This window comes from Clostridium sp. CM041 (assembly GCF_055081035.1).
In genome coordinates, this window is record NZ_CM143648.1 from 837,383 (window position 1) to 861,978 (window position 24,596).

Here is a 24,596-nt window from a genome sequence, read left to right on the forward strand (position 1 = left end):
TCATTGATTTATTTTTATTCCAAATTGTAGTTATATCTTTTTATATTTTTAGGTTTCTGTACCTATTATATACTGCCATTATTTCTTGCTTTCGCGGCATGGCTAAATCTCCACTTCCACCTTTTAATTTATCCATGGATATTAACCCATTTTTCTTTATTTTACAAATTATATCATCAACCATACTTTCAAATCTTAAGCCCTTATTCATAATATTTACCTCTGCCCATTTCATAATTGCGCCTATAGCATTTACTTGTTCACTATCAACTATTTGCTCTACAGCTCTTAAATCTATGTCATCTCTGTTTATACACAATATATTGAGCCCCATTGTTTTGATTTTAACTCCCCTTTCTCCTTGTGAAATAGTTCCGGCTTTAACTACTCTGTTAAATGAGATATCTATTTTTAAATTTCTTTCGTTAATTCTTTTTGTAATATGACCACTACTTAGTTTTTTAGCCTTTTTTGTGACGTCCTTGGCCTCATAATTATCAAGCTGCACTACAGAATCCGCTACATCAAAAAAATCTCCAGAGCTTCCTACTACCATTATTGTTGAAATACCTTTCTGGTTATATAAAGATCCCACTATTTCAATAAACGGTGTGATTGGTTCCTTTTCTGTGCAAACTAATTTTTGCATTAAATCATCTCTCATCATGAAATTAGTAGCTGAAGTATCTTCATCTATTAAAAATACCTTAGCGCTGCTTTCTATCCCCTCAATAATACTCGCCGCTTGTGATGTACTCCCACTTGCGTTCTGCGTAGAGAATTCTACAGTGTCTTTCCCGTTAGGTAAGTTACTAATAAATAGTGATATATCCGTTTTAGTAACGCATCTACTATCTTCTGCCCTTACTTTTAAAGCTGATTCATCTGTTATAACAAACTCTCTACCATCACCTTCAATATGATTATAAACTCCAAGCTCTATTGCTTTTAATAATGTTGATTTACCATGATATCCTCCACCTACTATAAGCGTTATACCTTTTTTCATTCCCATTCCGCAAATTTTGCCACGGCTCTTTGTATTAAACTCTACTTCTAATTCCTTTGGTGAGGCAAATACCATGCCAGCTTTTAATGCTTTTGTAGATATTCCACTTTCTCTCGGCAGCATTGATCCATTGGCTACAAATGCAACTAGCCCTCTACTTGCAAGCGACCTTCTTATATGCTCTTGATCTTCTACTAAATTTACTCTGCTTATTAATTTTTCACTATTAATATTTTTATATATTAAAGTTCTCTCTACAATATTTGGTATAACATTATACAAAATTTTCTCAAGCTCTCTTGATAAAACGCTTCTTCCTCTCGCTGGAAATCCAACATAAAACCTTGCTTCTATTTTATCCTCATCTATAATTATTGAAGTTCTATTTAGTATCTCTTGTGGACATTTGCTTATAGCTATTAATCCACTCTTCCCAGATCCAAAAACTTTTACGCAGCACTTATTTATATTAGAATGAAATTCTCTTGTTAAATAATCAGCTACTGCAATATTTTTTATTTTATTATCAAAAGTCTCCTTTGGAAATTTAGCAACCCTCTGATTTACTATTACCCTAATTCTTGATGGTGATGCAAAAGGATCACCTTGAACATGATCTATGCAAAGTGCAAAACCCCCAAAATCATACTCTCCCTCTAACTCCTTGTACAACCTATAACTTTTCCCATCAATTCTAGCTAGTTCTTTTTTTAACAACTCCAAACTTTTCATTAAACTCTCCTCTTATTCTTTATAAAATAAATTTCACTTTCTTATAATATAAAAAAGCTACTAAACTATGGATTTTTTGTTTAGTAACTTATAATCTAAAATACAATGTCTTATTATTTAATACACCTATATTAATTATACACATCTTTATTTGTTGCATCAATAATCATGTAAAATTCGATAAAAATAGTTATTTTTTTCATAAATTAAAAGGAGGATTATACCCCTCCTTTCTGATTTAAATCTCGTATTCTACTATTTCTTCTATAATATCTCTAAACTTTATAGTTCTATATTCAGTGAAATTAAGCCATTTATTTGCAAAAATATTATATCATAATAATATTCATCAAAATAATTTATTGGAATCTTAATTTCATCTTTAATAAAGCTAGTCACCGTTACTTCATCAGGATCAATAGCCCCCGAAATAATTCCACCACCACATGCTTCATAACCATCCACTATTACAAATCTACCAGTGTTTTGGTTATCTGAAAATTTATCAAAGCATATATTCTCCTTTGTTTTTATAGTAACTTCAGCTACATCATTAGTTTTTGCCTAATTTTATCTCTAAAGCGTTTGCCACCGTAGACTTACCAGAACCTGATAACCCAGTAAACCATAATAACTTAGATTTTTGTGTACTCCTATTACTACTGAAATAATGTAGTGCCTTCTCGTATCTAACTTCCTTAGTCACACCTGCCATTTTCATTCCAAACTCTACGTTATCAATTACCTTAAGCCATGGGAATAATGCGGCTTCCTGAAATATCACTGTCCTATCTGGTCCCGGCCCAGCTATCTCATTACCATTAAGTATAACCACGCCCTTAGTGGCCTTTTCAAGTCCTGCCAAAATATTTAGCAGTGTTGATTTCCCACAACCAGACGGTCCTAGTATACATACAAAGTCGCCCTTTTTTATCTCTTAATTAAAATTTTCAAGTGTGCTTGTTTTTTTATGTTTTGAAACAAATTCTTTGCTTACGCCCTTAACAATAAGACTCAAATTTATCACCTCTTTTATTTGATTTGATCTTGCCCTTTTTCTTTTAAAACTTTATTCAAAATACTAAGATTAAACAATCCCTTAGTATCTGGCTCTAATTTTAAGAAGCCTGCATGAATTGAATATTTAACAAAATCAATTACAATACAATTAAGATACATACTATAACAAATAAGATGCATACTATTACAAATAGAAAACTTCAGTTGGAATATAAATCTCCTCCTGAAGTTGTTAAACCCTTCGAAGCTGCGCTAGTTATATTTAATTGATAGAAAGGTTTTTTATTCAATACGTAGTTTCAATAACTACGTATTGAATTATTTATATTCATATGATATATTATTAATATATATAAATTAGCTCAATCAATTTATACGATTATAATTTAATTTCATGGAGGTATATTATGGAAATAAAAGATAGTTATATTTTTATAGCATTTGGTGATTCTATTACAAAGGGAATCATTTATGATGATGAAAGATCTAAATACGCAACTTTAAAAGAAAACTTTACGAGCATCATTGAAAATAAAATAAAAGGACCAGTATATAATGCTGGTAAATTTGGTAGTACCATTATGAGAGGCGCACGTAAGATGTATAATGATGTCATCAAAAAATCGCCTGATATAGTGTTAATAGAATTTGGTGGTAATGACTGTGACTATAACTGGAATGACATCGCTAAAAATCCTGATATGGAATACAGACCTAATACTGATATTTCTATCTTTCGTGAAACACTACTTACAATGATAGACACATTGAAAACTAATCACATATTCCCTATACTTATGACGTTGCCACCACTAGATCCTTTAAAGTATTTCAAATGGATTACAAAAGATGATTCTACTTCAGAAAAAAATATCTTACAGTGGTTAGGCACAAAGGATAGACTCTTTAACTGGCATAACTCATATAGTAAAATGATTACTGAGATAGCCGCTGAAACTAGCACTGTTCTTATTGATGTACGCACAGAGTTTCTAAAGTACAGCGACTATAGTCAGTTTTTATGTAAAGATGGAATACATCCCAATATTGAAGGTCAATCATTAATAGCAAATGTTATATTAAAATTTTTAAAAGAAAACTACAACTTTTTATTACAACATTAAAATACGTCGAAACGCTCATAGAACATATATTCAGACGTATCATATAATTCACTAGCAACAGAGATTGGAAATTAATTTCAATTTTTGTTGCTTTTGTTATTTTTTAAATACAATTCATTAAGTATAATTTGTTAAATATGATTTTTTTTAAAATGAAACTTGCATTTTCATAAAATCATGGTACAATTTATATAATTCATTTATAAAATTCATTTATAAAATGAAAAAGGGGGTAATATCATGAGTAATAGCATTGGTTATCCTGAAAAGCAAGGATTGTATGATCCGGCCTTTGAAAAAGATAATTGTGGCGTTGGCTTTGTAGCAAATATCAGAGGTGAGAAAACCAACGGTATTATAAAAAAAGGGTTAAAAGTTCTTGTGAATTTAACTCATAGAGGTGCAGTGGGTGCAGATCCTAAAACTGGAGATGGTGCAGGGATTTTGGTACAAATTCCTGATGAATTTCTTAGGATTAGCTGTGACAATTTAGGCCTAGAGTTACCAATGGCAGGCAGCTATGCCGTAGGAATGATTTTTTTGCCAAAGGAACCTGCATTAAGATTTCAATGTGAAGGAATACTTGAAAGAATTGCCGAAGAAGAAGGACAAAAAATATTAGGTTGGAGATCTGTTCCTATAGATAATAGAAACATTGGAGACACAGCAAAAGGAACAGAGCCAATAATTAGACAGATTTTTTTAGGATCAAATTTTAAAGATCCGGCGCTAACAGATGAGCAACTTCAAGAAGAATTTGAAAGAAGACTTTATATTATAAGAAAAAGAGCAGAAAGAGAAGTAATCAAATTGGTTAATAGAAGCACAGAATATTTCTATATCTGCAGTCTTTCTAGCAGAACAATTGTTTACAAGGGCCTTTTACTTGCCGACCAAATAAAAGGATTTTACATTGATTTACAAGACATAAATTTTAAGAGTGCGATTTGCCTTGTTCATCAAAGATATAGTACAAACACCTTTCCAACTTGGGATTTAGCACAACCCTTTCGATATTTGGCTCATAATGGCGAAATAAATACAATTAGAGGAAATAGAAACTGGATGAATGCTCGCGAAGGAGTTTTAAAGTCCAAGGTGTATGGAAAGAACATAAAGAAATTATTCCCAATTATTAGCCCTAATGGTAGCGATTCAGCTTCCCTGGATAATATGTTAGAACTTTTAAAAATGGATGGAAGATCTCTACCTCATAGCATAATGATGTTGATTCCTGAAGTTTGGATGTCAAATAATGATATGGAAGATTATAAAAAATCTTTTTATGAGTATCATGGTTCGTTAATTGAACCTTGGGACGGTCCTGCTGTTGTTGCATTTACAGATGGTATTCGAATAGGTGCAACACTCGATAGAAATGGACTTAGGCCCGCAAGATATATAATAACAAAGGATGGCTTTGCTGTTCTTGCATCTGAAGCTGGAGTACTTAAGTTTAAACCAGAGAATATCAAAGAAAAAGGCAAGCTTCAACCAGGAAAGATGTTTTTGATTGATACAAATGAAGGCAGAATAATTGAAGATGAAGAAGTAAAAAAAACAGTTTGCACAAACAAGCCTTATGGTGAAATGATTTTAAAAAATAAGCTTTATCTAGAAGATTTTGATGCTGTAATTAATGACGTTAAAATAGACAAAGATATTTTAAAGGAAAGGCAACAAGCCTTTGGATATTCTCTAGAAGATTTAAGGATTATACTATCTCCTATGGCAAGAGATGGTAAGGAACCCATTGGCTCTATGGGAAATGATACACCACTGGCTGTATTATCTAATAGGCCTCAACTCTTATTTGCTTATTTCAAGCAACTTTTTGCTCAGGTTACCAATCCACCAATAGATCCAATTAGAGAAAAAATGGTAATGTCACTTATGAACTATTTGGGGTCTCAAGATAATGTTTTAAATCAAGATCTTACTGATAACCCATTTATAGAAATAAAGAGCCCTATCTTAACTAATTTAGAAGTAGCTAAGATTAAAAATTTAAAAGATAACGCTTTTAAAACTACAACAATTCCCATAACTTTTAAAGCAGATACTGGAATTGAAGGGTTTAAAGATGCCCTAGACAAGCTATGCAAAAGAACATCTGCAAGAATTGAAGAAGGCTATAATATTATCGTTCTTAGTGATAAATCAGTAGATTCTTATGATGCTGCAATCCCAAGCTTACTTGCATTATCTGCCGTTCAGCAGCACTTAACTCGCAAAAAGACCAGAACCTCTGTTTCTATTATAGTCGAAACAGGAGAAGCTAGAGAAACAATGCATTTTGCCTTATTAATTGGATATGGGGCAACAGGTGTTAATCCATATCTTGCATTTAAGTCTATTGATAATATTATAAATGATGGCGATATAGAAAATGTTTCTATAGAAAAAGCCCATGAAAACTATATACATGCAATATCACAAGGGCTTCTGAAAATATTATCAAAAATGGGAATTTCAACTATACAGAGTTATCATGGAGCACAAATTTTTGACGCAGTTGGCTTAAGTTCTGATTTACTGCAAAAATATTTTGGTGGAACTTCTTCTAGAATTGGTGGAATTGGTGTAGATACCGTAGCAAGAGAAGTATTAATTAGGCATAAAAATGCCTTCAACAAATTAAGAAAACCTATAGCTGAACTTGATGTTGGAGGGGCATATTCTTGGAGAAAAGGTGGAGAACACCACTTATTTAACCCGGATACAATCTTTAAACTTCAAGTTGCTACAAAATCAAATGATTATAATTTATATAAAGAATATGCAAAAGTGATAAATGAGCAGGACAAGAACTTATGTACAATTAGAGGATTATTTGAACTTAATTATGGGAACGGAATTCCAATAGAAAGTGTTGAACCAATTAGTGAAATAGTAAAACGCTTTTGCTCAGGTGCAATGTCCTTTGGGTCCATCAGCAAGGAAGCCCATGAAACTATGGCTATAGCTATGAATAGGCTTGGTGGGAAAAGCAACACTGGTGAAGGTGGAGAGGATGCCGAAAGATTCAAAGTTGATGAAAATGGTGATTTAAGAAGAAGTGCAATTAAACAAATAGCTTCCGGTAGATTTGGTGTAACTGCTGAATATCTTGTAAATGCAGACGAATTACAAATAAAAATAGCTCAAGGAGCAAAACCTGGTGAAGGTGGTCAACTCCCAGGCAAAAAAGTTGATGCAAATATAGCTAGGCTAAGGCATTCAACCCCTGGGATTGATTTAATTTCCCCACCACCTCATCACGATATATATTCTATTGAAGATTTAGCTCAGCTTATTCATGATCTAAAGAGTGTAAACCCTAGGGCCAGAATAAGTACAAAATTGGTTTCAGAGTTAGGTGTTGGAACCATAGCCGCCGGAGTTGTTAAGGCACATTCAGACGCTATAGTAATAAGTGGTCATGATGGAGGAACAGGTGCTTCCCCACTTTCCTCAATAAAACATGCGGGGCTACCTTGGGAGCTTGGACTTGCTGAAACCCAGCAGGTATTGCTTTTAAATAATTTAAGAAGCAGAGTAACCGTTCAAACTGATGGTCAGCTTAAAACAGGACGTGATGTTGTTATTGCAGCACTTCTTGGAGCAGAAGAATTTGGGTTTGCAACTACAGCTCTTGTAGTGCTCGGTTGTACTATGCTAAGAAATTGTCACTTGAATACTTGTGATATGGGCATAGCTACGCAAGATCCAGAACTTCGTAAGAATTTTAAGGGAAAACCTGAATACGTGGTGAATTTCTTTACATTTATTGCCAAGGAAATAAGAGAGCATATGGCGAGACTTGGTTTTAGAACTATGAATGAAATGATAGGTAGAGTAGATAAAATTAATCAGAAAAAGGCTATAGACCACTGGAAAGCAAAGGAACTAGATTTATCAAATATTCTATATAAACCTGATATGCCCAAAAGGATTAAGCGGTACTGTGTAATATCACAAGATCACGGGTTAGATACTTCTTTAGATTTCAAGCTTATTGAAATGGCAAAAACATCCCTAGAAAATGGAATGAAAAGCACCTCTAATTTAGAAATTGAAAATGTTAATCGTTCTGTTGGTGCAATGTTAAGTGGAAGAATTGCTATGAAATATGGCGCCGCTGGACTTCCTGACGATACAATAACATTAAATTTTGTTGGGGCAGCAGGTCAGAGTTTTGGAGCCTTTGGTGCTAATGGATTAACATTAAACTTAGTAGGAGATGCAAATGATTATGTTGGCAAAGGGTTATCAGGTGCTAAAATAATTGTAAAGACACCAGAAAATTGCAGTTTTATTCAAGACGAAAACTTCATCGCGGGTAATACAATTCTTTATGGAGCGACTTCTGGTAAGTTGTTTATAAACGGATTAGTAGGCGAACGCTTTGCAGTAAGAAATTCAGGAGCCCAGGCTGTAGTTGAAGGAATTGGAGACCACGGTTGTGAGTATATGACAGGTGGAATTGTAGTTATTATCGGAAGAACAGGAAGAAACTTTGCAGCCGGAATGAGCGGTGGTATAGCATACGTTATCGACGAAGATGAAACATTAAAATCAAACTGTAATATGGAAATGATAGAGGTAGAATTAATAACTTCACAACCAGATTTATTACAACTCCATTCGATAATAAAAGAACATTTTGAAGCAACTAACAGCCATAAAGCAAGTAAAATTCTAAATAACTGGAAAGAATACAAGTTAAAGTTCAAAAAAGTAATACCAACCGCTTACAAAGCAATATTAGAAGGTAAATAGAAGCTATAGAACTGTCTCTCTTTAGGGACGGTTCTCAGTTTTCAATTTTTGGAGGTGTTAAATTTGGGAAAATTGCATGGTTTCAAAGAATTCAAAAGAGAAACTGCAAATAAACGCCCTGTAAAAGATAGAATTAAGGACTCTAAAGAATTATTCATAGAATTTCCAGTTGAAAAACTGCGTCAGCAAGGTGCAAGATGCATGGAATGTGGTGTTCCTTTTTGTAACTGGAGTTGCCCTCTAGGAAACTTAATTCCAGATTGGAATGACATGGTATATAAAGACAAATGGGAAAAAGCATATAACAGATTAACCCTTACAAATAATTTCCCAGAGTTTACTGGCAGGATTTGTCCCGCCCCTTGTGAAGGTTCATGTACATTAGGAGTTAATGGAGACCCTGTTGCAATAAGGGAAATAGAATTAAATATTATAGAAAAAGCATTTTCAAAAGGATGGACAAACCTTTTAGAGCCTAGAGTTCGGACTGGTAAAAAGGTCGCTATTGTTGGTTCGGGTCCATCGGGCCTTGCGGCAGCTGATGAACTTAATTCTGTAGGCCATGATGTAACTGTTTTTGAAAGGGACGATGAAATAGGCGGGCTTTTAAGATATGGCATACCAGATTTTAAATTAGATAAAAGTATAGTTAAAAGAAGAGTGGATTTTATGATTGAGGCAGGAGTTAGCTTTAAAACTAATGTAAATGTCGGAGTTGATTATTCTGTAGACACTCTTTTATCTGAATTTGATGCAGTAGCTTTAACTGGTGGTAGTACAATTCCTAGAGATTTATTAGTTGAAGGCAGAGAATTAAAAGGTGTACATTTTGCTATGGATTATCTAAAACAACAAAATAGAAGGGTTTCAGGCAAAACAATAGAAGCTAGCGAAATAAATGCTAAAGGCAAAGTTGTACTGGTACTCGGAGGCGGAGATACTGGCTCAGATTGTATTGGAACTGCAATAAGGCAAGGAGCTAAGAGCGTATATCAATATGAAATTATGCCAAAGCCCCCTGTAGATAGAGACGACACAATGCCATGGCCTTCATACCCTAGAACACTAAAAACTACTACTTCTCATGAAGAAGGTTGCAACCGCGATTGGAATATTACTACAAGAAAATTCACTGGTGAAGATGGCAAAGTTACTACGCTCCATGCATCTAAAGTTGAGTGGACACGTAATGAAAAAGGCATGCAACAAATGAGTGAAATACCAGGTTCAGAATTTGAGCTCAAAGTTGACTTGGTTATTTTAGCTATGGGTTTCTTGCATCCACAACATGAAGGTATGCTTACGGACTTAGCTTTAGACTTTGATAACCGCGGAAACGTTATTGTAGATGATAATTATATGACTAATTTACAAGGCGTTTTTGCAGCTGGAGATATGAAAAAGGGCCAATCATTAGTTGTTTGGGCAATATATGAAGGTCGCGCAGTTACTAAAAATATTGACAAGTATTTAATGGGGGAAACTTCATTAAGGGGGTAAGAGCAAATAGTACAATCAGTATGAAATCTCTCCTGCGTGATTCGAAATAAGAGCTTGAAACGTGAAATTCCATCAAATAATTCTAATCTTTTGCCAATATAAATTTCTCTAACGCTCACATTCGGCTTACAGCCGGTTCCCTAGCCTTCCTTACAGGAGGCTCACGAGAATTTTATATTGCCAAAAGAAGAATTACTAAATGAATTTTCAATGTTTCTGCTCTTCTTATTTGAAGTCACTTTCGGAGAAAGTTCATACTATATAGTAATTAGCACATCATATGGTATGTATTTTAATAATATAAAAGATAAGCCGAAAGTTTAAACACAGCCTTCTGCTTATCTTTTATATTTTTCAGTCTTTAAGAAAATCCATAAATGTTGACTTAACTTTGTATCTTGCGAAAAATGTAAATAACGAGAAAGCCTCTCCAGTTTTATTTTCAACGTTAGCATAGGACGTAAAAGGTAATATAGATATAGCTGTATGTAAATATGCAGATGCCTCCATATAGTAAGATATTTTATCTTCCTCATCAACTTTACTGTACCCAATCCCAAAGCAACCTACAAGTTCATAAATGCAATGTATAAATACCTCATTTGCTTTTTTTCTTTGCATTTTTTGATTAATGAAAGTGTAAGTTCCAACAGAAAACTGATTATCAAAATATTCCAAAATGTCAATATAGAATATAAATGAGAATGAGTATATTTCCAATTATGTTTTAACAATACCTCTTCTATAAGCTACTTTCAAATCTTTCAAAATAAAAACACCTAGAAGAATTTCTTCTAGGTGTTTTTATTTTGTCATATATTACATATCATTACTTTTAGGAATTCATGATTTTCTACCCTTCCATTGCCGGGCAGGGGTCACTCATTTGAATAACTTTCTTTAGAACTAGCACAGTTCTACTAGGTGAATACACTATAATCCCAGGTTTATTCCCCTTATTTCGTAATGTTTTCGCGCTGTATATATAATCTGTTGCAATTCTGTGTTGGCCACCAAATATCGTTTCATCACTATTAAAGATAATCTTATATTCACCCATCTCGCCAGTAGGTAGTTCATATTCTGAGAAAGAAGCAGATGGATTAAAATTAAATAAAAATACTAATTCACCTTTTCTGAAAGCAATCATATTTTGCTTATCATCAGTCCAAAGATTTTGGAGGTCTGTTGCACTTAAAACATTATATCTTTTTAATAAAACTAACATTTCTTTATCAAAATTTGACAAATATTCATACTTAAGATCTTTATTTTCCATTAGACTCCATTGTCTTCTTGCGTAATTATAACTCCAATTATTACCTTCTCTTGGGAAGTCAATCCATTCCGGGTGACCAAATTCATTCCCCATGAAATTTAAATAGCCTTCACCAGCTAAAGTTATAGTAATAAATCTAATAAGTTTATGAAGTTCTACTGCTCTATTTATTATTAAATTATCATCACTTTTTAGCATGTGAGAATACATTTCCTTTCCACCTAAACGGAACATTAAGGTCTTGTCACCTACAAGTGCTTGATCATGTGATTCAGAATACCCTATATTCTTTTCCTTAGGCCGTCTATTAGTTAACTCGTGCCACAACTGACACATGCTCCATTTTTCATCTGGCAGTTCTTTTAACAATTTCACCCAAAGATCAGGCACTCCCATAGACAAACGATAATCGAAGCCAATGCCACCAAAATCAACTGGCAGACACATTCCAGGCATTCCGCTCATATCCTCTGCAATAGTTACTGCATTAGGTTTTACTTCTCTTACTAAGTCATTAGCAAATTGAAGGTAAGTAATTGCTTCTATATCCGTATCCATACTAAAGTATTTACTGTAATCCGAGAACACTACTCCAAGCCCTTGGTGGTGATATAACATCGATGACACACCATCAAATCGATAACCATCAAAATGGTATTCCTCTAGCCAAAACTTAATATTCGACAAAAGGAAATGAAGAACTTCTGGCTTCCCATAATTAAAAAGTTTTGTACCCCATGCTGGATGATTCCCCTTAACTCCAGTATGGAAGAATTGATAATCAGTTCCGTCAAACTCATTAATCCCCTCAGCTATATTCTTAATTGAATGAGAGTGTACTAAATCAAGTAATACCGCAATTCCCATAAGGTGGGCAGCATTAACTAATGCTTTAAGCTCTTCAGGGGTTCCAAACCAAGATGAAACAGCAAAAAAATTAGATACTTGATAACCAAAAGAGGCATAATATGGATGTTGCATTACCGCCATAAGCTGCACAGTATTATAACCAGCAGCCTTTATCCTTGGAAGAATATTTTCTGTAAACTCGCTAAAAGTACCCATTCCTTCTTTTTCCTGGGACATACCTACATGAGCCTCATATATAAACAATGGCAATTCGCTATCAACATGAAATTCACTATCCCGCCACTTAAATTCAAAGTCTGGTTGCCAAATTTGTCCTACAAAATCATTAGTAATAGGATCCTGCATCGTCCGCTTAATATAAAGAGGAATTCTATCTCTTGATACACCTTTAGCCACTACCCTTACCTTAACATAGGATAAATGTTTTAGGGCTTGTACCCCTGGCAAAAAAATCTCCCAATTTCCACTTTCTTTTCTTATCAATGGATGTGTTTGAGGATTCCAAGAGTTAAAATCGCCAATTAAATAAAGAGCATCAGCCATAGGGGCCCATTCTCTATAAACCCATCCCCCCTTAATTAAATGGAACCCGTAAAATAAGTCGCCACTCGCAAAAGAGTCAAAGCTTTTATTATTACCAAGTAATTCTTTTTTACAAGATGTATAACGGTCCACTCTAAACCTAATATCACTTTCAAACGGCTTGAGATATGGATCAATCTCTATTATTTTGATGTTTTTATTTTTATAATCCTCCATTTAAAAATTCCTTTCGTATTTGAAATTATTGCAAGCCAAAATATTTATTACTAATATATCTAATTCGACTAAATATTATCAATTCCTTTGTTCTTCAAATAAATAAATAAATAATAAACTCAAAAATAATATAACGACTTAAATTTAGTCTATTAATAATGAAATTATTATATCTATTATAATTTTCTCACTTGATATTATCTTGTTTTATAAGGGCGTTTATTATAGCTGAACTAGCTATAAATAATAACCCAGCTTGTGGTGCAATCATTGTAAAGTCAACCAGTCCATGCCCAATTATTACAGCTTGAATACCCGCCAGCATTGGAACTAATCTACAATTTTGTGCATGAAGTATCTTTAAATTTCGGAATAAATTAATTTTCATATAGGTATATATGAGAAGCCCAACAGCTCCAAGTGTTGTCATAATAGTAATCCAGATATTGTGACCGTGGTATAAGGTTGCATAATAATACCCTTTCATGAAGCTTTCTCCATGGTCAGTTATCCCCATAATACCCCAACCCGTAAAAGGCTTAAGTTTTATCATTTTTAAACATCCATCCCATATTCCAAAACGACTATTGAATGAGGTATCGAAATCATGTCCGGTTAAATTTTTAAGCATTTCTGGTGGTACAAAAGTAATTACAGCCGTAATTATAAATATTGTGATAAACAGCCATATATCTTTTTTATTACCTTTAAGTAGATAAAATATAAAAACGCCAAATAATAGCCCCATAAAAGCACCCCGCGATCCCGTTAAACACAATGCAATAACAAAGAGGATTGTCGCTGTCTCATAAAATAATTTTGCAGTTTTAGATTTAATGCTACAAAAATAGATACCTACAAGAATCATTATAGCAAACCAGTTCCCCGCTACATTAGGATTTCCAAAGGTGCTATATATTCTACCATTAACTGCTGGCTGAGCTGTGCTTTGAAGAAATCCACCCCAAATATTAAAATTAAAATACTCATATAACACTCTCTCAATAATTCCAAAAATTGCTGAGAAGAGAGAAAAAAACACTAAATGCATATATATCTTTTCCACCATATTTTCATTTTTACAATAATTTTGCAAAAAAATACTAACACATAGATATATAAAGAGAGCAAACGATGCAACAATTGATGTAAAACTATAATTTATAACTCCTACTATTAAAGACCAAATAAATAGTAAGCAAAGTCCTATATTCCAATAATTTTTATCTATCTTAATTTTTTTAAATAACACCATATATATCATATATAATAATGGTATTATGGTCGTATAAGGAGAAATGATTGTTAATAAAACTAAAATACCCATAATAAAGCCACCTTCATCTCTAGTAAATTTTTTCCGTAAGCATAATGATAAGTGCCCAAGAGAATACCTTATCATTTTGTAAACTGCAATTCCATTAAGTACTAATATTAACCTTGTCACCTCTTTCTATTATATACTAGCCTTGGTATTATTGTTTACTTTATTAAAAGGGTATATTATTATTCTACAACATATAAGCCCTAAAGCTACACCGACTAAAATATCTGTAGGATATCATTTTTATTATCCCCTTCCTCCATTATATCTCTTTTCCCATATTGTTTCAAAAAAATAAATGTAGCAAAGGATTACCCTTGCTACTAAAATGGCATAATAAAAGTTTTACCCGTTTTAGGATTTTTAGTTATATATACATCTAATCCGTAAACCTCTTTAATTATATCTTCTGTTAATACTTCCTCTGGAGTTCCATCTTTGTAAACTAAGCAATCATGCATTAGTATCATATGATTGCTATATGCAGCCGCTATGTTCAAATCATGTAGCACAGCAATTATTGTTATGTTTTTATTTTCATTTAATTGTTTTAATTGATTCATCATTTCAATTTGATGATGAATATCTAGGTGAGAAATAGGCTCATCTAAAAGAATTATTCCTGTTTCTTGGGCAATTGCTCTTGCCACTACCACTCGTTGTCTTTCTCCGCCACTTAATGCATTTATGCTTTTATTTCTAAGACTCCAAGTGTTTGTCATTTTCATAGCTTTTATAGCTATTTCCATATCTTTTTCACTTTCTGAGCAGAATCTAGAAATATGAGGCGTTCTTCCCATAAGAACTATATCTTGTACTGAAATATCGAATTCGATTTCTGTGCTTTGCGGTACCACTGCTATTTTCTTTGCTAAAAACTTTGATTTCATTTGGGCTAAGTCCTTTTCATCAATAAAAACTTTACCTTTTTCAGGTTGCAGTGATTTTGATAATATCCTTAGAAGGGTAGTTTTACCTGAACCATTTGGACCTAGAATAGTGTGAAATTTTCCTCTTTCTATGTTTATACTAATATCCTTTAATACTTCCTGTTCAAAGGAAAAACTTACGTTATTTATTTCTATCAATTACATCGCCTTCTTTTTTGTTCTATATAATAAATATATAAAAAATGGAACTCCAAAAATTGAAGTAATAATTCCAACTGGTATTTCTGATGGAGGCACTACTGCCCTTGCAAGCGTATCGCAAATTATTAAAAATATAGCTCCACCAAGCGCAGAAAATGGTATAACCACCCTATTATCTGGTCCAAAAATCATTCTAATAGAGTGCGGCACTATAAGGCCTACAAATCCGATTATTCCACTTACAGATACGACTGCTGCCACCATCAAAGTACTTATTAAAAGTATATACTTTTTTAATCCATTTACATCTACACCAAGACTTCTAGCACTCTCTTCTCCAAGAACCATAATATTCAGATCTCTTGAAAATGTAAAAATAAATAAAATTGAGGGAACTACTATTATAAACAGTAAAATTACCTCGTGATATCCAGCCGTTGAAAAACTTCCCATCGTCCACATAACTATTTTTTCAATATTATCTCTATTAAAGGTCATCATTAATGAAATAATGGATGATAATAAATAATTTATGGCAACACCCGATAGTAAAAGTGTGGTAACTGGAACTTTAGTACCGACTCTCGCAATATTATAAACCAAAAAAGTAGTTATTATAGCACCTACAAAAGCATTGAATGCCACCATGCTCATCCCTAAAAAATTGATTTCATTAAGAAAAACCATGGTTATAGTGGCCCCAAGTGCAGCCCCTGATGAAACTCCGAGAATAAATGGATCTGCCATTGGATTTTTGAAAATACCCTGAAAAGAAGTACCAACCACTGAAAGTGCTGCTCCTACTAAACAGGATAAAATGATTCTAGGAAGTCTTAACTTTACCAATATGATTGCAGATGTAGGATTAATTCCATCTAAGGATACACTGTTATTTAATATTGGAATTTTGCTTATAATAATTAGGGCTGTCTGTTTTAAAGAAATATCTGCTACCCCAAAATTTGTTGCTACAATCATTACAATTAGGAGTAAAAATACCCCTACTGCAAAAACTCGTCGATAATAACTCTTATTTTCTATAAACGTCATGGTTATTTAACCCCTTTTATTTGAAAAGTTCAGGATGAACTAATTTAGCAATTGCTTCAAGTCCTTCTGCAAGTCTCGGTCCCTGCCTAACAATAATGTTTTCATCAATCTCCAATAATTTGCCATTCTTAACTGCATTCAAATCTTTGTAACCATTGGTAGCTTCTATACCTTTTTTTGAATCATAGAGCTTTGAACAAATTAGCACATCAGGATTCTTTTCTACAAGCTTTTCTACACTGTAGTTCCAACCAACTACGTCGCCCGCAGCATTTTTTCCGCCAGCAATGTCTATCATACTACCTATAAATGTATCTTTTCCTGCTGTAAAATCACCACTCTTGCCAAATCCTGCTACATAGTACACTGTTGGCTTCTTAGCATCCTTAACCTTATCAGTTATTTCTGCAACTTTCCTTTTCATATCTGATACTATTGTCTGGGCTTCCCCACTAGCATTTACAACCTGACCAAGTTTTGACATTGTGTCATACACACCATTAAAATTTTCTTCACCACCAAGCGCTACAACCTTTATATTAAGAGCCTCTAATTTTTTAATAATAGCCTTATCAAAAAGAGCTGATACAATAACTACATCAGGTTTTAATTCAACAATTTTCTCTACACTTGGTTGCAATAAGTCACCAACAGATGTAACCTTAAGGGCCTGAGCTGGGTAATCATCGTAATCACTTCTACCAACTACACTGCTTCCTTTACCAAGTGCATATATTCCCTCTGTTATATTTGGTGCAATTGTAATAATTCTTTTAGGTTCTTTTTCAATGATGACCGTTCTATCATATGAGTCAACTACCTTTAGCGGATATACTACAGCGTTAGTTTCCTTTTTAGTAGTATTAAGCGACCCTTTATTCTCACCCTTGCTACCACACGCGCTAAATACAACACAAACAAAAACAGCTAAAACTAGACTTATTATACTTTTTCTTTTAAACATAAGTTACCTCCATAAATTTTAATTTCTTAATTACTTATTTAATTTTAATTGGAATACCACAAACCACCATATGAACTTCCTGAGCCCTTGATGCAATATACTGATTAACTCTACCCGCAATATCTCTAAAAACCCTTGCCATCTTGTATTCTGGTACAATTCCAGAGCCAATTTCGTTAGTTACAAGAATTATTGTTTTTAAGTTTTTTTCTGCTTCGTCAAGAAATACTGCTACCTCTTGTAAAATCCCTTTTTCCATTGCACTTATAGCTTGATTATTAAGATCATCGAAATTATCCCCCCCTTTTTCAAACATAAGATTTGTAGTCATTATTGTAATACAATCTAATAAAATCGTATCAAACTGCATTTCTTCGTTATAGAATACCTGTTTTAAATTCTTATAGCCTTCAAAAGTATACCAAGAAGCTGGTCTTCTTTCTTTATGTTTTTTTACCCTGTCCTTCATTTCATCATCAAACGGAATTGAAGTTGCAATATAAAGTACGTTGCCCTTCTCTTCTTTAGCTAGCTTCTCAGCATATGTACTTTTCCCACTCCTTGCGCCACCTGTTATAAGTATAATTTTTTTCATAGTGTGCTCCTTATTATTTTAATAATATACCCTTATATAAAAAAATCACCAAACAAAAAAACCACATCTCAAGGATGTGGAATAATGCAATTGAATTTTTCACATATTGGATAACCCAATATTATTGTTAAATTACGCATTTTTCATCCTCCCTCCGAAGACTAAAATTTCAAGCAATAGGCAGGTTTACTGGCTTTAGCATCATCTTACTCTCCAACCTTCTCAGTTTCCCAATGGTTCTTTGGATTTCATCCTCTAATACAGTAGCGGTGGGCTGCAGTGGTTTTATAATCACTTTCCCTTTTAACCCCTGTTACAGGGCACCTAAAACAATATTCAATTTTTATTAAGTTGACTATTTTTATTGTAACATCAAAAAAATATTAAAGCAATGTAAATCATTCTACCTACTTTCTAACGCTATTTCAGTGTTTTATTTAAGTAATATTCCATTACTCCTTTTACAATAGGTACCACATGGTGACTTCCACCTTTCTCTTTAACGTTTTCCATTAACATTGATACTACTATTTTATGATTAGCTGTATCCATACATATAAACCATCCATTTTCTTCTGCAGCTTTATCCTTGTCATCTTTCTTAAGTTCCGCTGTTCCAGTTTTACCCGCGAGAGCTTGCCCATCAACTTTTGCCGCATGACCTGTACCATTTGGGTTATCGATAACTCCAGTGAGACCATCTTTTACAAATTTTATATTATCCGCGGAAATTGCATTAGCTTTCCATACCTTAGCCTTTACCTTTTCATTCAAACTTTCTAAAGTTGGAGACATAATATTTCCATCATTAACAACTGCGCTATACGATAGTGCAAGGTGAAGTGGGCTCATAAGGACCTCCCCTTGACCATAACCAGTATCTGCTAATGCTACATCATTCTTAATGTTGTTACCATTGGCTACTTGTGAATTTGCTATTGGATAATCTATTGGAAGCTTTTGACCTATTCCAAAACTGTTGCATCCTTTTATAAATTCCTCTTTACCTATATTAAGAGCTGCCTTTGCGAAATATATGTTATCAGAGTATACAAATGCATCCTGTAAATTCACTGACTCTCTCGGTTCACCAACCCTAGTAACCTTATTGAGTCCCCATGATTTATCTGGTTGCCATTCGTTTCCCGGTATGTTAATAAGTTCACTAGGTTTTATCTTCCCTTGCTCTAACCCAACTGCAGCCGTTATCAGTTTAAATGTAGACCCTGGAGAATATACAGCCTTAAATCTATTTTTAAATGGATCCCCTGCTTTTTCCCATTCTGCCTTTTGGGTATTAGAAACATAAGTAGTAATTGCATTTGAATCATATGACGGCGAGCTTACTAAAGCCAATACCTCTCCAGTTTTTGGATTTATTGCTGCACTGGCTCCCGGCTCTTTATTCATCCCTTCATATATTTTCTTCTGTAGTTCACTATCTACTGATAATGTTATATTTTCACCTGCTTTTGATTCTTTTTTAAGAATTACAACCTTATTATTATTATTATTTTGTTTTGATATATATATTGTTGCCCCATTTTCACCCTTAAGCTTGTCTTCATAAACCTGTTCAAGACCTGCCTTTCCTATTAAACTAAATGAGTTATACCCTTTACTAGAATTCTTTTGTAGTTCTTCCGCAGTTATCGGCTTTATGTATCCTATAAGCGACCCCAAAGCTTCCCCACCTGGATATACTCTACCTTTAGGCTTGTTCTGGATTACGCCGTCAAGCTTCATAACTCCATCTATTTTTACTTTTTCACTACGCAATATGTTAATAATCGGTATAAATTGATCAGAATTTTCATTATCCTTTAGTTTGTTTTCTATAACTGAAGCATCAATATCTAGTATCTTAGCCATCTGCGATATATTAGCATCCTTATTTTTAATAAATGTAATAGGTTTTATTCCAATCGTAACAATTAAATCATTTATTGCAAGTGGTTTTTTATTCCTATCATAAATTTCTCCGCGTATAGCCACTTCTGGCTCTATCCTAACCTTATCTCCCGCTTCCATACTAGGAAATATCATTTTCTCATTCCAAACCAATGTCCACTGATTTTTGTTGTTAATTTCTTCCTTCACCATAGTTGCCTGGTAGCCTGGCATTTCTAATTGCCCTGCTGCAGTATCCATAACTATAGAAAATGGTATATTTATAGCTTTTTTATTTCCTTCCTTAATTTTATCTTCATTCTCCACATTAATAGATATACTTTTAGCCTCTATTCCACTATAAATAGCATTGTATTTGTCTACAAATTCCTTTTCAGTTATTGTTTCCTTAGTTTTAACTGAAAGCATGCTATACATTGTTTTGAAATCCTGCTTTACCCACTTATTCTTATATGTATCAAATGTTTTTGTTGCACTATCTACTTTTGTAAAAAAATTAAACATAAATACTGCCATTACTATTAATATAATCCCTATCGTTGTAAAAAGAATTACTTTTAAATTTTTTTTCGACATTTTATTACCACCCCTTACTTATTATAACACTTGAACAGTATAATTAAATAGTGCGATTTTTAAAAGTTTATTCTTTTACATATTAACCAAATATATTAAAAATAAATTATATTAACTAGAGAATTAATACCCTCAGGATACTATTTTCAAAACATCTTTACCCCTGTTGCTTATAATGTATTTAGTATATAATAACTATTAATTGGTGCAATAAATATTATACTCATTATTAAGGAGGCATTATTATGGATAATAAAGTTTATACTAAAAAAAGTAAAGAAGAACTAAAGAAGATCTTAACTCCAATTCAGTTTGAAGTAAGTCAGGAAAGCAGCACAGAAAAATCTTTTGAAAATGAATTTTGGAATAATAAAGAAGAAGGCATTTATGTAGATATTAATAGTGGAGAGCCCTTATTTACATCTCTTGATAAATTTGATTCAGGTTGTGGGTGGCCTAGTTTTACAAAGCCTGTTGAGGATGCTAACGTTAAAGAAAATAAGGATGCAACCCATGGTATGATGAGAACTGAAGTAAGGAGCAAATATGGTGACAGTCATTTAGGACATTTATTCAACGATGGTCCGATTTCCCAGGGTGGATTAAGATATTGCATAAATAGTGCTTCACTAAAATTTATACCAATTCATAAGCTCTGCGATGAAGGGTATGGAGATTACTTAGAATTATTCAAAAAATAAGGAGAGCGTTTCTCGCTCTCCTCCAAAACTGTCGTTACAAGTATACCTATACTTGTAATCCATTAATAGCTACTTGCTGATTATCCAAAGCAAATATCTTATCTTTCCATTTTAAAGTATTTAAAACATATCCTAAGGAGTCTGCATGGTATCTTCCAGCTATTTTTTGATAACCCAATAGCTCATATACTTTATCTGAATCAAAATCCACAGGATATAAGCCGCTTATAGGATCAACGAATCCGTTGATTGGATTCTTTAGCTTTCCGTTTTCGTCGTATATTTCATTTAAATAATCGGCGTCCTTGTTGGATATATCTATAATGTATTTTTGATTATTTTTCTTACTGATAACTTCAACCTTGTAATCGTCTTTATAAGTAACCTCGTATTTATATTGCTCATTATATACATTAAAGTCAAATAGTAATTTTGCTTCATTGTTAATAAACGAATAAATGTAATAGTACATTATTCCACCACTACCACCTGTTGCAATACTTATTAAAATATCCTCTACACCATCTCCTGTAAAATCCCCCAAAAATAGTGTAGGATTGTATCCTGCATTTTCACTAAGTGGTATACTAGCAAACCCACCTGTTATTCCATCTTGAATTACAAGGTTGATACTTTGAATATATGGACTATCTGGTGTCTTTATACCTGTTAAGTACACAGCATCTGTTATTCCATCACCATTTACATCTCCACTTGCATAACTAACAATGCTCGGATTTATCCTATTATATCTATTATACATAACTGCTCCTTTGCATTATAAGATTTATAAAATATCTTATGAGCCAAGCAATAAATTGTTCCATCTATTGATTTTTATATGCCTTATAATTGGGCGAATCTTCGCCAACTAGTTTATCTAATTTCCAATTATATCCCTTGTCAGCATCGTAAACAAGAAAATATAGTGCTACAAAAGAAACGTTTTTGTTTTCATTCTTTTTATCATCTTTATAAGTAATACTTCCATAAACATATTTTATATTATCTAATCCCTTTTTAGACAATATTTCATTAGATTTAAAGGTCTTCGCTTCTTCCGTTGTTATTTTATGGTTATTAGACCACCAGAAAAGAAGATTACTCCCCTCAATTTCAGCATTTGTAATAGAGGGTACTATTACCTCTGTAGAGACATTGTTTGTTGTCCCACTATTAACGGTAGTTTTTGACCTATTTAAAAAAGATATATTGGCGAAAGATATTGAGAAAGTATAATTAGTTGATAATTCCAACTTTATTTCTCCTACTATACTTTCCCTATTCGCAGTAACAATTAATGTTCCATTTTGTACATCAAACTTTTTATCAGATATATTAATGTTTTTAGTAAATCTATCATTTATAGCAAACTCTTTACCACCAAAAAAACTTGAATAGGATACTGTTTCTCCCACTCCTTGTTCTTTTATAGTTTCAATAACCTTTTCATCAGAAAAAGTTGGTGATAAGACTAATTTAGAGCCTTCTGCGCTGTTTTCTTCAATGGTATCAATTCTCCAAGTTTCATTATCAAAAATAAGCTTACACTTTATCTTTCCTGTAGAAACCAGAAGTCCACTGTCTATAGAAGCTGTCACCAAAATTTCTTCTTTTTTGTTTTCTAAATCCGGTGTTCTTGAAACCATGCCAAGATTTGTAACATCTTGCCCACCTAATGCTTTTGGTATATCTGCAATATTAATACTTAATTTTTTTAATCCAGCCCAAAACTTCTTTTCATTCATACCTACCAACGGTTTCAATGAATTAACGCTCTCAACTATAATTTTAGGGCTAATCTTCCATTGATTTTTTCCTTCATCATTATATACTAGAGCCAAAGAAGTCTTTGCCTCAATAGCGCCATTGTTTAAAGTTAAATCTACTTTTATGTCATCCTTGCCCTTATATGTATTCCTACTATTTATCTTAAAGCTTTTCATATCATTTTTGCTTATTTTTATTACTGTTCCTTTAGGAAGAGTTACTACTTTTCCTAGCAAGTCGTCTTTTATTTTCACTTCATCCACTGGTTTAACAATAAAAACTGTGTATGCAAAGACTGCGACCGAGGTAACAACTAATAATGATATTATAGGTATAATTACTTTCTTATGCACAAATGTTTTTTTTAAATAAGCAAAAAACTTATCCCTTTTATCCTTTTTTATATTTTCCTCAGTTATTGCAGGCATCGCTATCGTCTCCTGATGTTTTTCCTCTTTTTTGTCCACACCAACTGTCTTTTCTTTATCCCTGTTATTATTTTTATTAGTAAGCTGTTCATCTTCTAAATCTATTTTTTCTTCTATTTTCTCTCCACAATATGGGCAAAATTTTAATCCATTAATATTAGTAAATTCATTCTTACAGCTGTTGCAAACCATTTTCTCCCTCCAAACATTTATATAAAATAAACAATATGTTGTATTTAATATATTATAGCCTGTTTGCATACTATGTTCAAACATATTCACATCACTGACTGTAGATAATATTAAAAACTAATATAAATAGCAAAATAAAAAAATAATTTTGACTTACTAATTTTCTTCATATGAAACTGGCACGTTATTTATTCCAAGTTCTTGCGCTGCTGCATATTGATCATGGCCCGATACAATTACAAAGCTTCCTTTTTTAATAACAATAGGTTTGTTAAACTTTTTATTATTCTTCATATAATTTATTGCTTTGTTTTTTGAACGTTTTATCGACAAATCTTCATTTTCATTTACTAACTTTGAAATATCCATTATTTCGTCTGTTCCAATTGGCATTTCGTAATTTAAATCTATTTGACCATTCGCATCTTTTAACAGATTGAATATTTTAATTGATGATGCTTCAACTGAAATAAAAGGGGTTCCCTTGCTATTTACGCACGCTTTTAATTCACCTTTAATTACAAAATAATTTACATCCTTCATACCTATTACTGCATCTCTCCAATAATCTTTTTTGACAATTACTCTATAAATTGAACTCATATCATCATAAGTTCCTATTTTAAATAATAAATTAACATCTCCATTCTCTAACCTATTTGTTTTTACAGGCAATCCCTTAATTATAATCTCACTCTTATTCATATTTAAACTCTCCTTTTAATTGTACATATTTTAGCTCTTGAATTCCAAAAATAAAACACCTAGAAAGCTCATATCCCTTTCTAGGTGTTTTTAACTATATTATAATTTAACTTCATATTAGTTTTCACGCAAGTAAATTTACCTATGACTATGTTAGACGTTTTTAGATATTTTTTAACTGCAAAAATATTTTCATTATAAGCTAACACAGACTTCACCCCATTCATAAATTTAA

19 protein-coding genes, 2 pseudogenes and 1 riboswitch are annotated in these 24,596 nt (G+C 32.7%); of the genes and pseudogenes, 4 read left to right on the forward strand and 17 right to left on the reverse strand.

Going from position 1 to position 24,596, the window contains the following annotated elements; all coding sequences use genetic code 11:
* Nucleotides 1–40 precede the first annotated feature (40 nt).
* From ACWJJT_RS04045 to ACWJJT_RS04060, 4 genes and pseudogenes are all read right to left on the reverse strand, one after another.
* Nucleotides 41–1,741 carry an ABC-ATPase domain-containing protein gene (locus ACWJJT_RS04045; RefSeq protein WP_462956151.1) on the reverse strand — a complete coding sequence of 567 codons (1,701 nt, stop codon included), beginning with the start codon at nucleotides 1,739–1,741 and terminating at the stop codon, nucleotides 41–43.
* 282 nt (nucleotides 1,742–2,023) lie between these two features.
* Nucleotides 2,024–2,206, reverse strand: coding sequence for a hypothetical protein (locus tag ACWJJT_RS04050; RefSeq protein ID WP_462956152.1), 183 nt, complete (start codon nucleotides 2,204–2,206; stop codon nucleotides 2,024–2,026).
* 24 nt (nucleotides 2,207–2,230) lie between these two features.
* Nucleotides 2,231–2,275: pseudogene (locus tag ACWJJT_RS04055) on the reverse strand (hypothetical protein); the annotation flags it as partial.
* Between the two features lie 19 nt (nucleotides 2,276–2,294).
* Nucleotides 2,295–2,675 (reverse strand): ATP-binding cassette domain-containing protein, encoded by a 381-nt coding sequence (locus tag ACWJJT_RS04060; protein WP_462956737.1) that lies wholly within the window; start codon nucleotides 2,673–2,675, stop codon nucleotides 2,295–2,297.
* A gap of 493 nt (nucleotides 2,676–3,168) precedes the next feature.
* On the opposite strand from ACWJJT_RS04060, the gene ACWJJT_RS04065 reads away from it, so the two are divergent.
* From ACWJJT_RS04065 to ACWJJT_RS04075, 3 genes are all read left to right on the forward strand, one after another.
* Nucleotides 3,169–3,885: an SGNH/GDSL hydrolase family protein gene (locus ACWJJT_RS04065; RefSeq protein ID WP_462956153.1), complete on the forward strand. Its 717-nt coding sequence runs from the start codon at nucleotides 3,169–3,171 to the stop codon at nucleotides 3,883–3,885.
* A gap of 240 nt (nucleotides 3,886–4,125) precedes the next feature.
* Nucleotides 4,126–8,646: a glutamate synthase large subunit gene (gene gltB, locus ACWJJT_RS04070; protein WP_462956154.1), complete on the forward strand. Its 4,521-nt coding sequence runs from the start codon at nucleotides 4,126–4,128 to the stop codon at nucleotides 8,644–8,646.
* A gap of 63 nt (nucleotides 8,647–8,709) precedes the next feature.
* Nucleotides 8,710–10,146: a glutamate synthase subunit beta gene (locus ACWJJT_RS04075; protein ID WP_462956155.1), complete on the forward strand. Its 1,437-nt coding sequence runs from the start codon at nucleotides 8,710–8,712 to the stop codon at nucleotides 10,144–10,146.
* Nucleotides 10,147–10,500: 354 nt separating this feature from the next.
* Here ACWJJT_RS04075 and ACWJJT_RS04080 read toward each other — a convergent pair whose 3' ends face one another.
* From ACWJJT_RS04080 to ACWJJT_RS04120, 9 genes and pseudogenes are all read right to left on the reverse strand, one after another.
* Entirely contained in the window at nucleotides 10,501–10,866 is a 366-nt protein-coding gene (locus ACWJJT_RS04080) for a hypothetical protein (RefSeq protein WP_462956156.1), read from the reverse strand.
* 133 nt (nucleotides 10,867–10,999) lie between these two features.
* Complete coding sequence (locus ACWJJT_RS04085) at nucleotides 11,000–13,054, reverse strand: alpha-amylase family glycosyl hydrolase (protein ID WP_462956157.1); 2,055 nt, start codon at nucleotides 13,052–13,054, stop codon at nucleotides 11,000–11,002.
* A gap of 187 nt (nucleotides 13,055–13,241) precedes the next feature.
* Entirely contained in the window at nucleotides 13,242–14,381 is a 1,140-nt protein-coding gene (locus ACWJJT_RS04090; RefSeq protein ID WP_462956158.1) for an O-antigen ligase family protein, read from the reverse strand.
* Nucleotides 14,382–14,701: 320 nt separating this feature from the next.
* Nucleotides 14,702–15,466 (reverse strand): heme ABC transporter ATP-binding protein, encoded by a 765-nt coding sequence (locus ACWJJT_RS04095; protein WP_462956159.1) that lies wholly within the window; start codon nucleotides 15,464–15,466, stop codon nucleotides 14,702–14,704.
* Entirely contained in the window at nucleotides 15,467–16,519 is a 1,053-nt protein-coding gene (locus ACWJJT_RS04100; protein ID WP_165414031.1) for a FecCD family ABC transporter permease, read from the reverse strand.
* 16 nt (nucleotides 16,520–16,535) lie between these two features.
* A complete protein-coding gene (locus ACWJJT_RS04105) occupies nucleotides 16,536–17,483 on the reverse strand; it encodes an ABC transporter substrate-binding protein (protein ID WP_462956160.1) in 948 nt (315 codons plus the stop codon).
* Nucleotides 17,484–17,517: 34 nt separating this feature from the next.
* Nucleotides 17,518–18,078 carry a bifunctional adenosylcobinamide kinase/adenosylcobinamide-phosphate guanylyltransferase gene (cobU, locus tag ACWJJT_RS04110; protein WP_462956161.1) on the reverse strand — a complete coding sequence of 187 codons (561 nt, stop codon included), beginning with the start codon at nucleotides 18,076–18,078 and terminating at the stop codon, nucleotides 17,518–17,520.
* 162 nt (nucleotides 18,079–18,240) lie between these two features.
* Nucleotides 18,241–18,421, reverse strand: a riboswitch (cobalamin riboswitch).
* Nucleotides 18,381–18,443, reverse strand: a pseudogene (locus ACWJJT_RS04115) (hypothetical protein); the annotation flags it as partial. Its footprint overlaps the riboswitch before it by 41 nt.
* A 55-nt stretch (nucleotides 18,444–18,498) precedes the next feature.
* The gene (locus ACWJJT_RS04120; protein WP_462956162.1) at nucleotides 18,499–20,565 is read right to left on the reverse strand and encodes a penicillin-binding transpeptidase domain-containing protein; all 2,067 of its coding nucleotides are present in this window, start codon (nucleotides 20,563–20,565) and stop codon (nucleotides 18,499–18,501) included.
* Nucleotides 20,566–20,810: 245 nt separating this feature from the next.
* On the opposite strand from ACWJJT_RS04120, the gene msrB reads away from it, so the two are divergent.
* The gene (gene msrB / locus ACWJJT_RS04125) at nucleotides 20,811–21,266 is read left to right on the forward strand and encodes a peptide-methionine (R)-S-oxide reductase MsrB (RefSeq protein WP_216303676.1); all 456 of its coding nucleotides are present in this window, start codon (nucleotides 20,811–20,813) and stop codon (nucleotides 21,264–21,266) included.
* A 46-nt stretch (nucleotides 21,267–21,312) separates the two neighbouring features.
* On the opposite strand, the gene ACWJJT_RS04130 is transcribed toward msrB, so the two are convergent.
* The 4 genes from ACWJJT_RS04130 to ACWJJT_RS04145 all read right to left on the reverse strand — a co-directional run bounded on the left by ACWJJT_RS04130 (nucleotide 21,313) and on the right by ACWJJT_RS04145 (nucleotide 24,570).
* A complete protein-coding gene (locus ACWJJT_RS04130) occupies nucleotides 21,313–22,029 on the reverse strand; it encodes a VCBS repeat-containing protein (protein WP_462956163.1) in 717 nt (238 codons plus the stop codon).
* A 64-nt stretch (nucleotides 22,030–22,093) separates the two neighbouring features.
* Nucleotides 22,094–23,656, reverse strand: coding sequence for a hypothetical protein (locus ACWJJT_RS04135; RefSeq protein ID WP_462956164.1), 1,563 nt, complete (start codon nucleotides 23,654–23,656; stop codon nucleotides 22,094–22,096).
* Between the two features lie 156 nt (nucleotides 23,657–23,812).
* Entirely contained in the window at nucleotides 23,813–24,361 is a 549-nt protein-coding gene (locus ACWJJT_RS04140; protein WP_462956165.1) for a ParB N-terminal domain-containing protein, read from the reverse strand.
* Nucleotides 24,362–24,441: 80 nt separating this feature from the next.
* Complete coding sequence (locus ACWJJT_RS04145) at nucleotides 24,442–24,570, reverse strand: hypothetical protein (protein ID WP_462956166.1); 129 nt, start codon at nucleotides 24,568–24,570, stop codon at nucleotides 24,442–24,444.
* Nucleotides 24,571–24,596 lie beyond the last annotated feature (26 nt).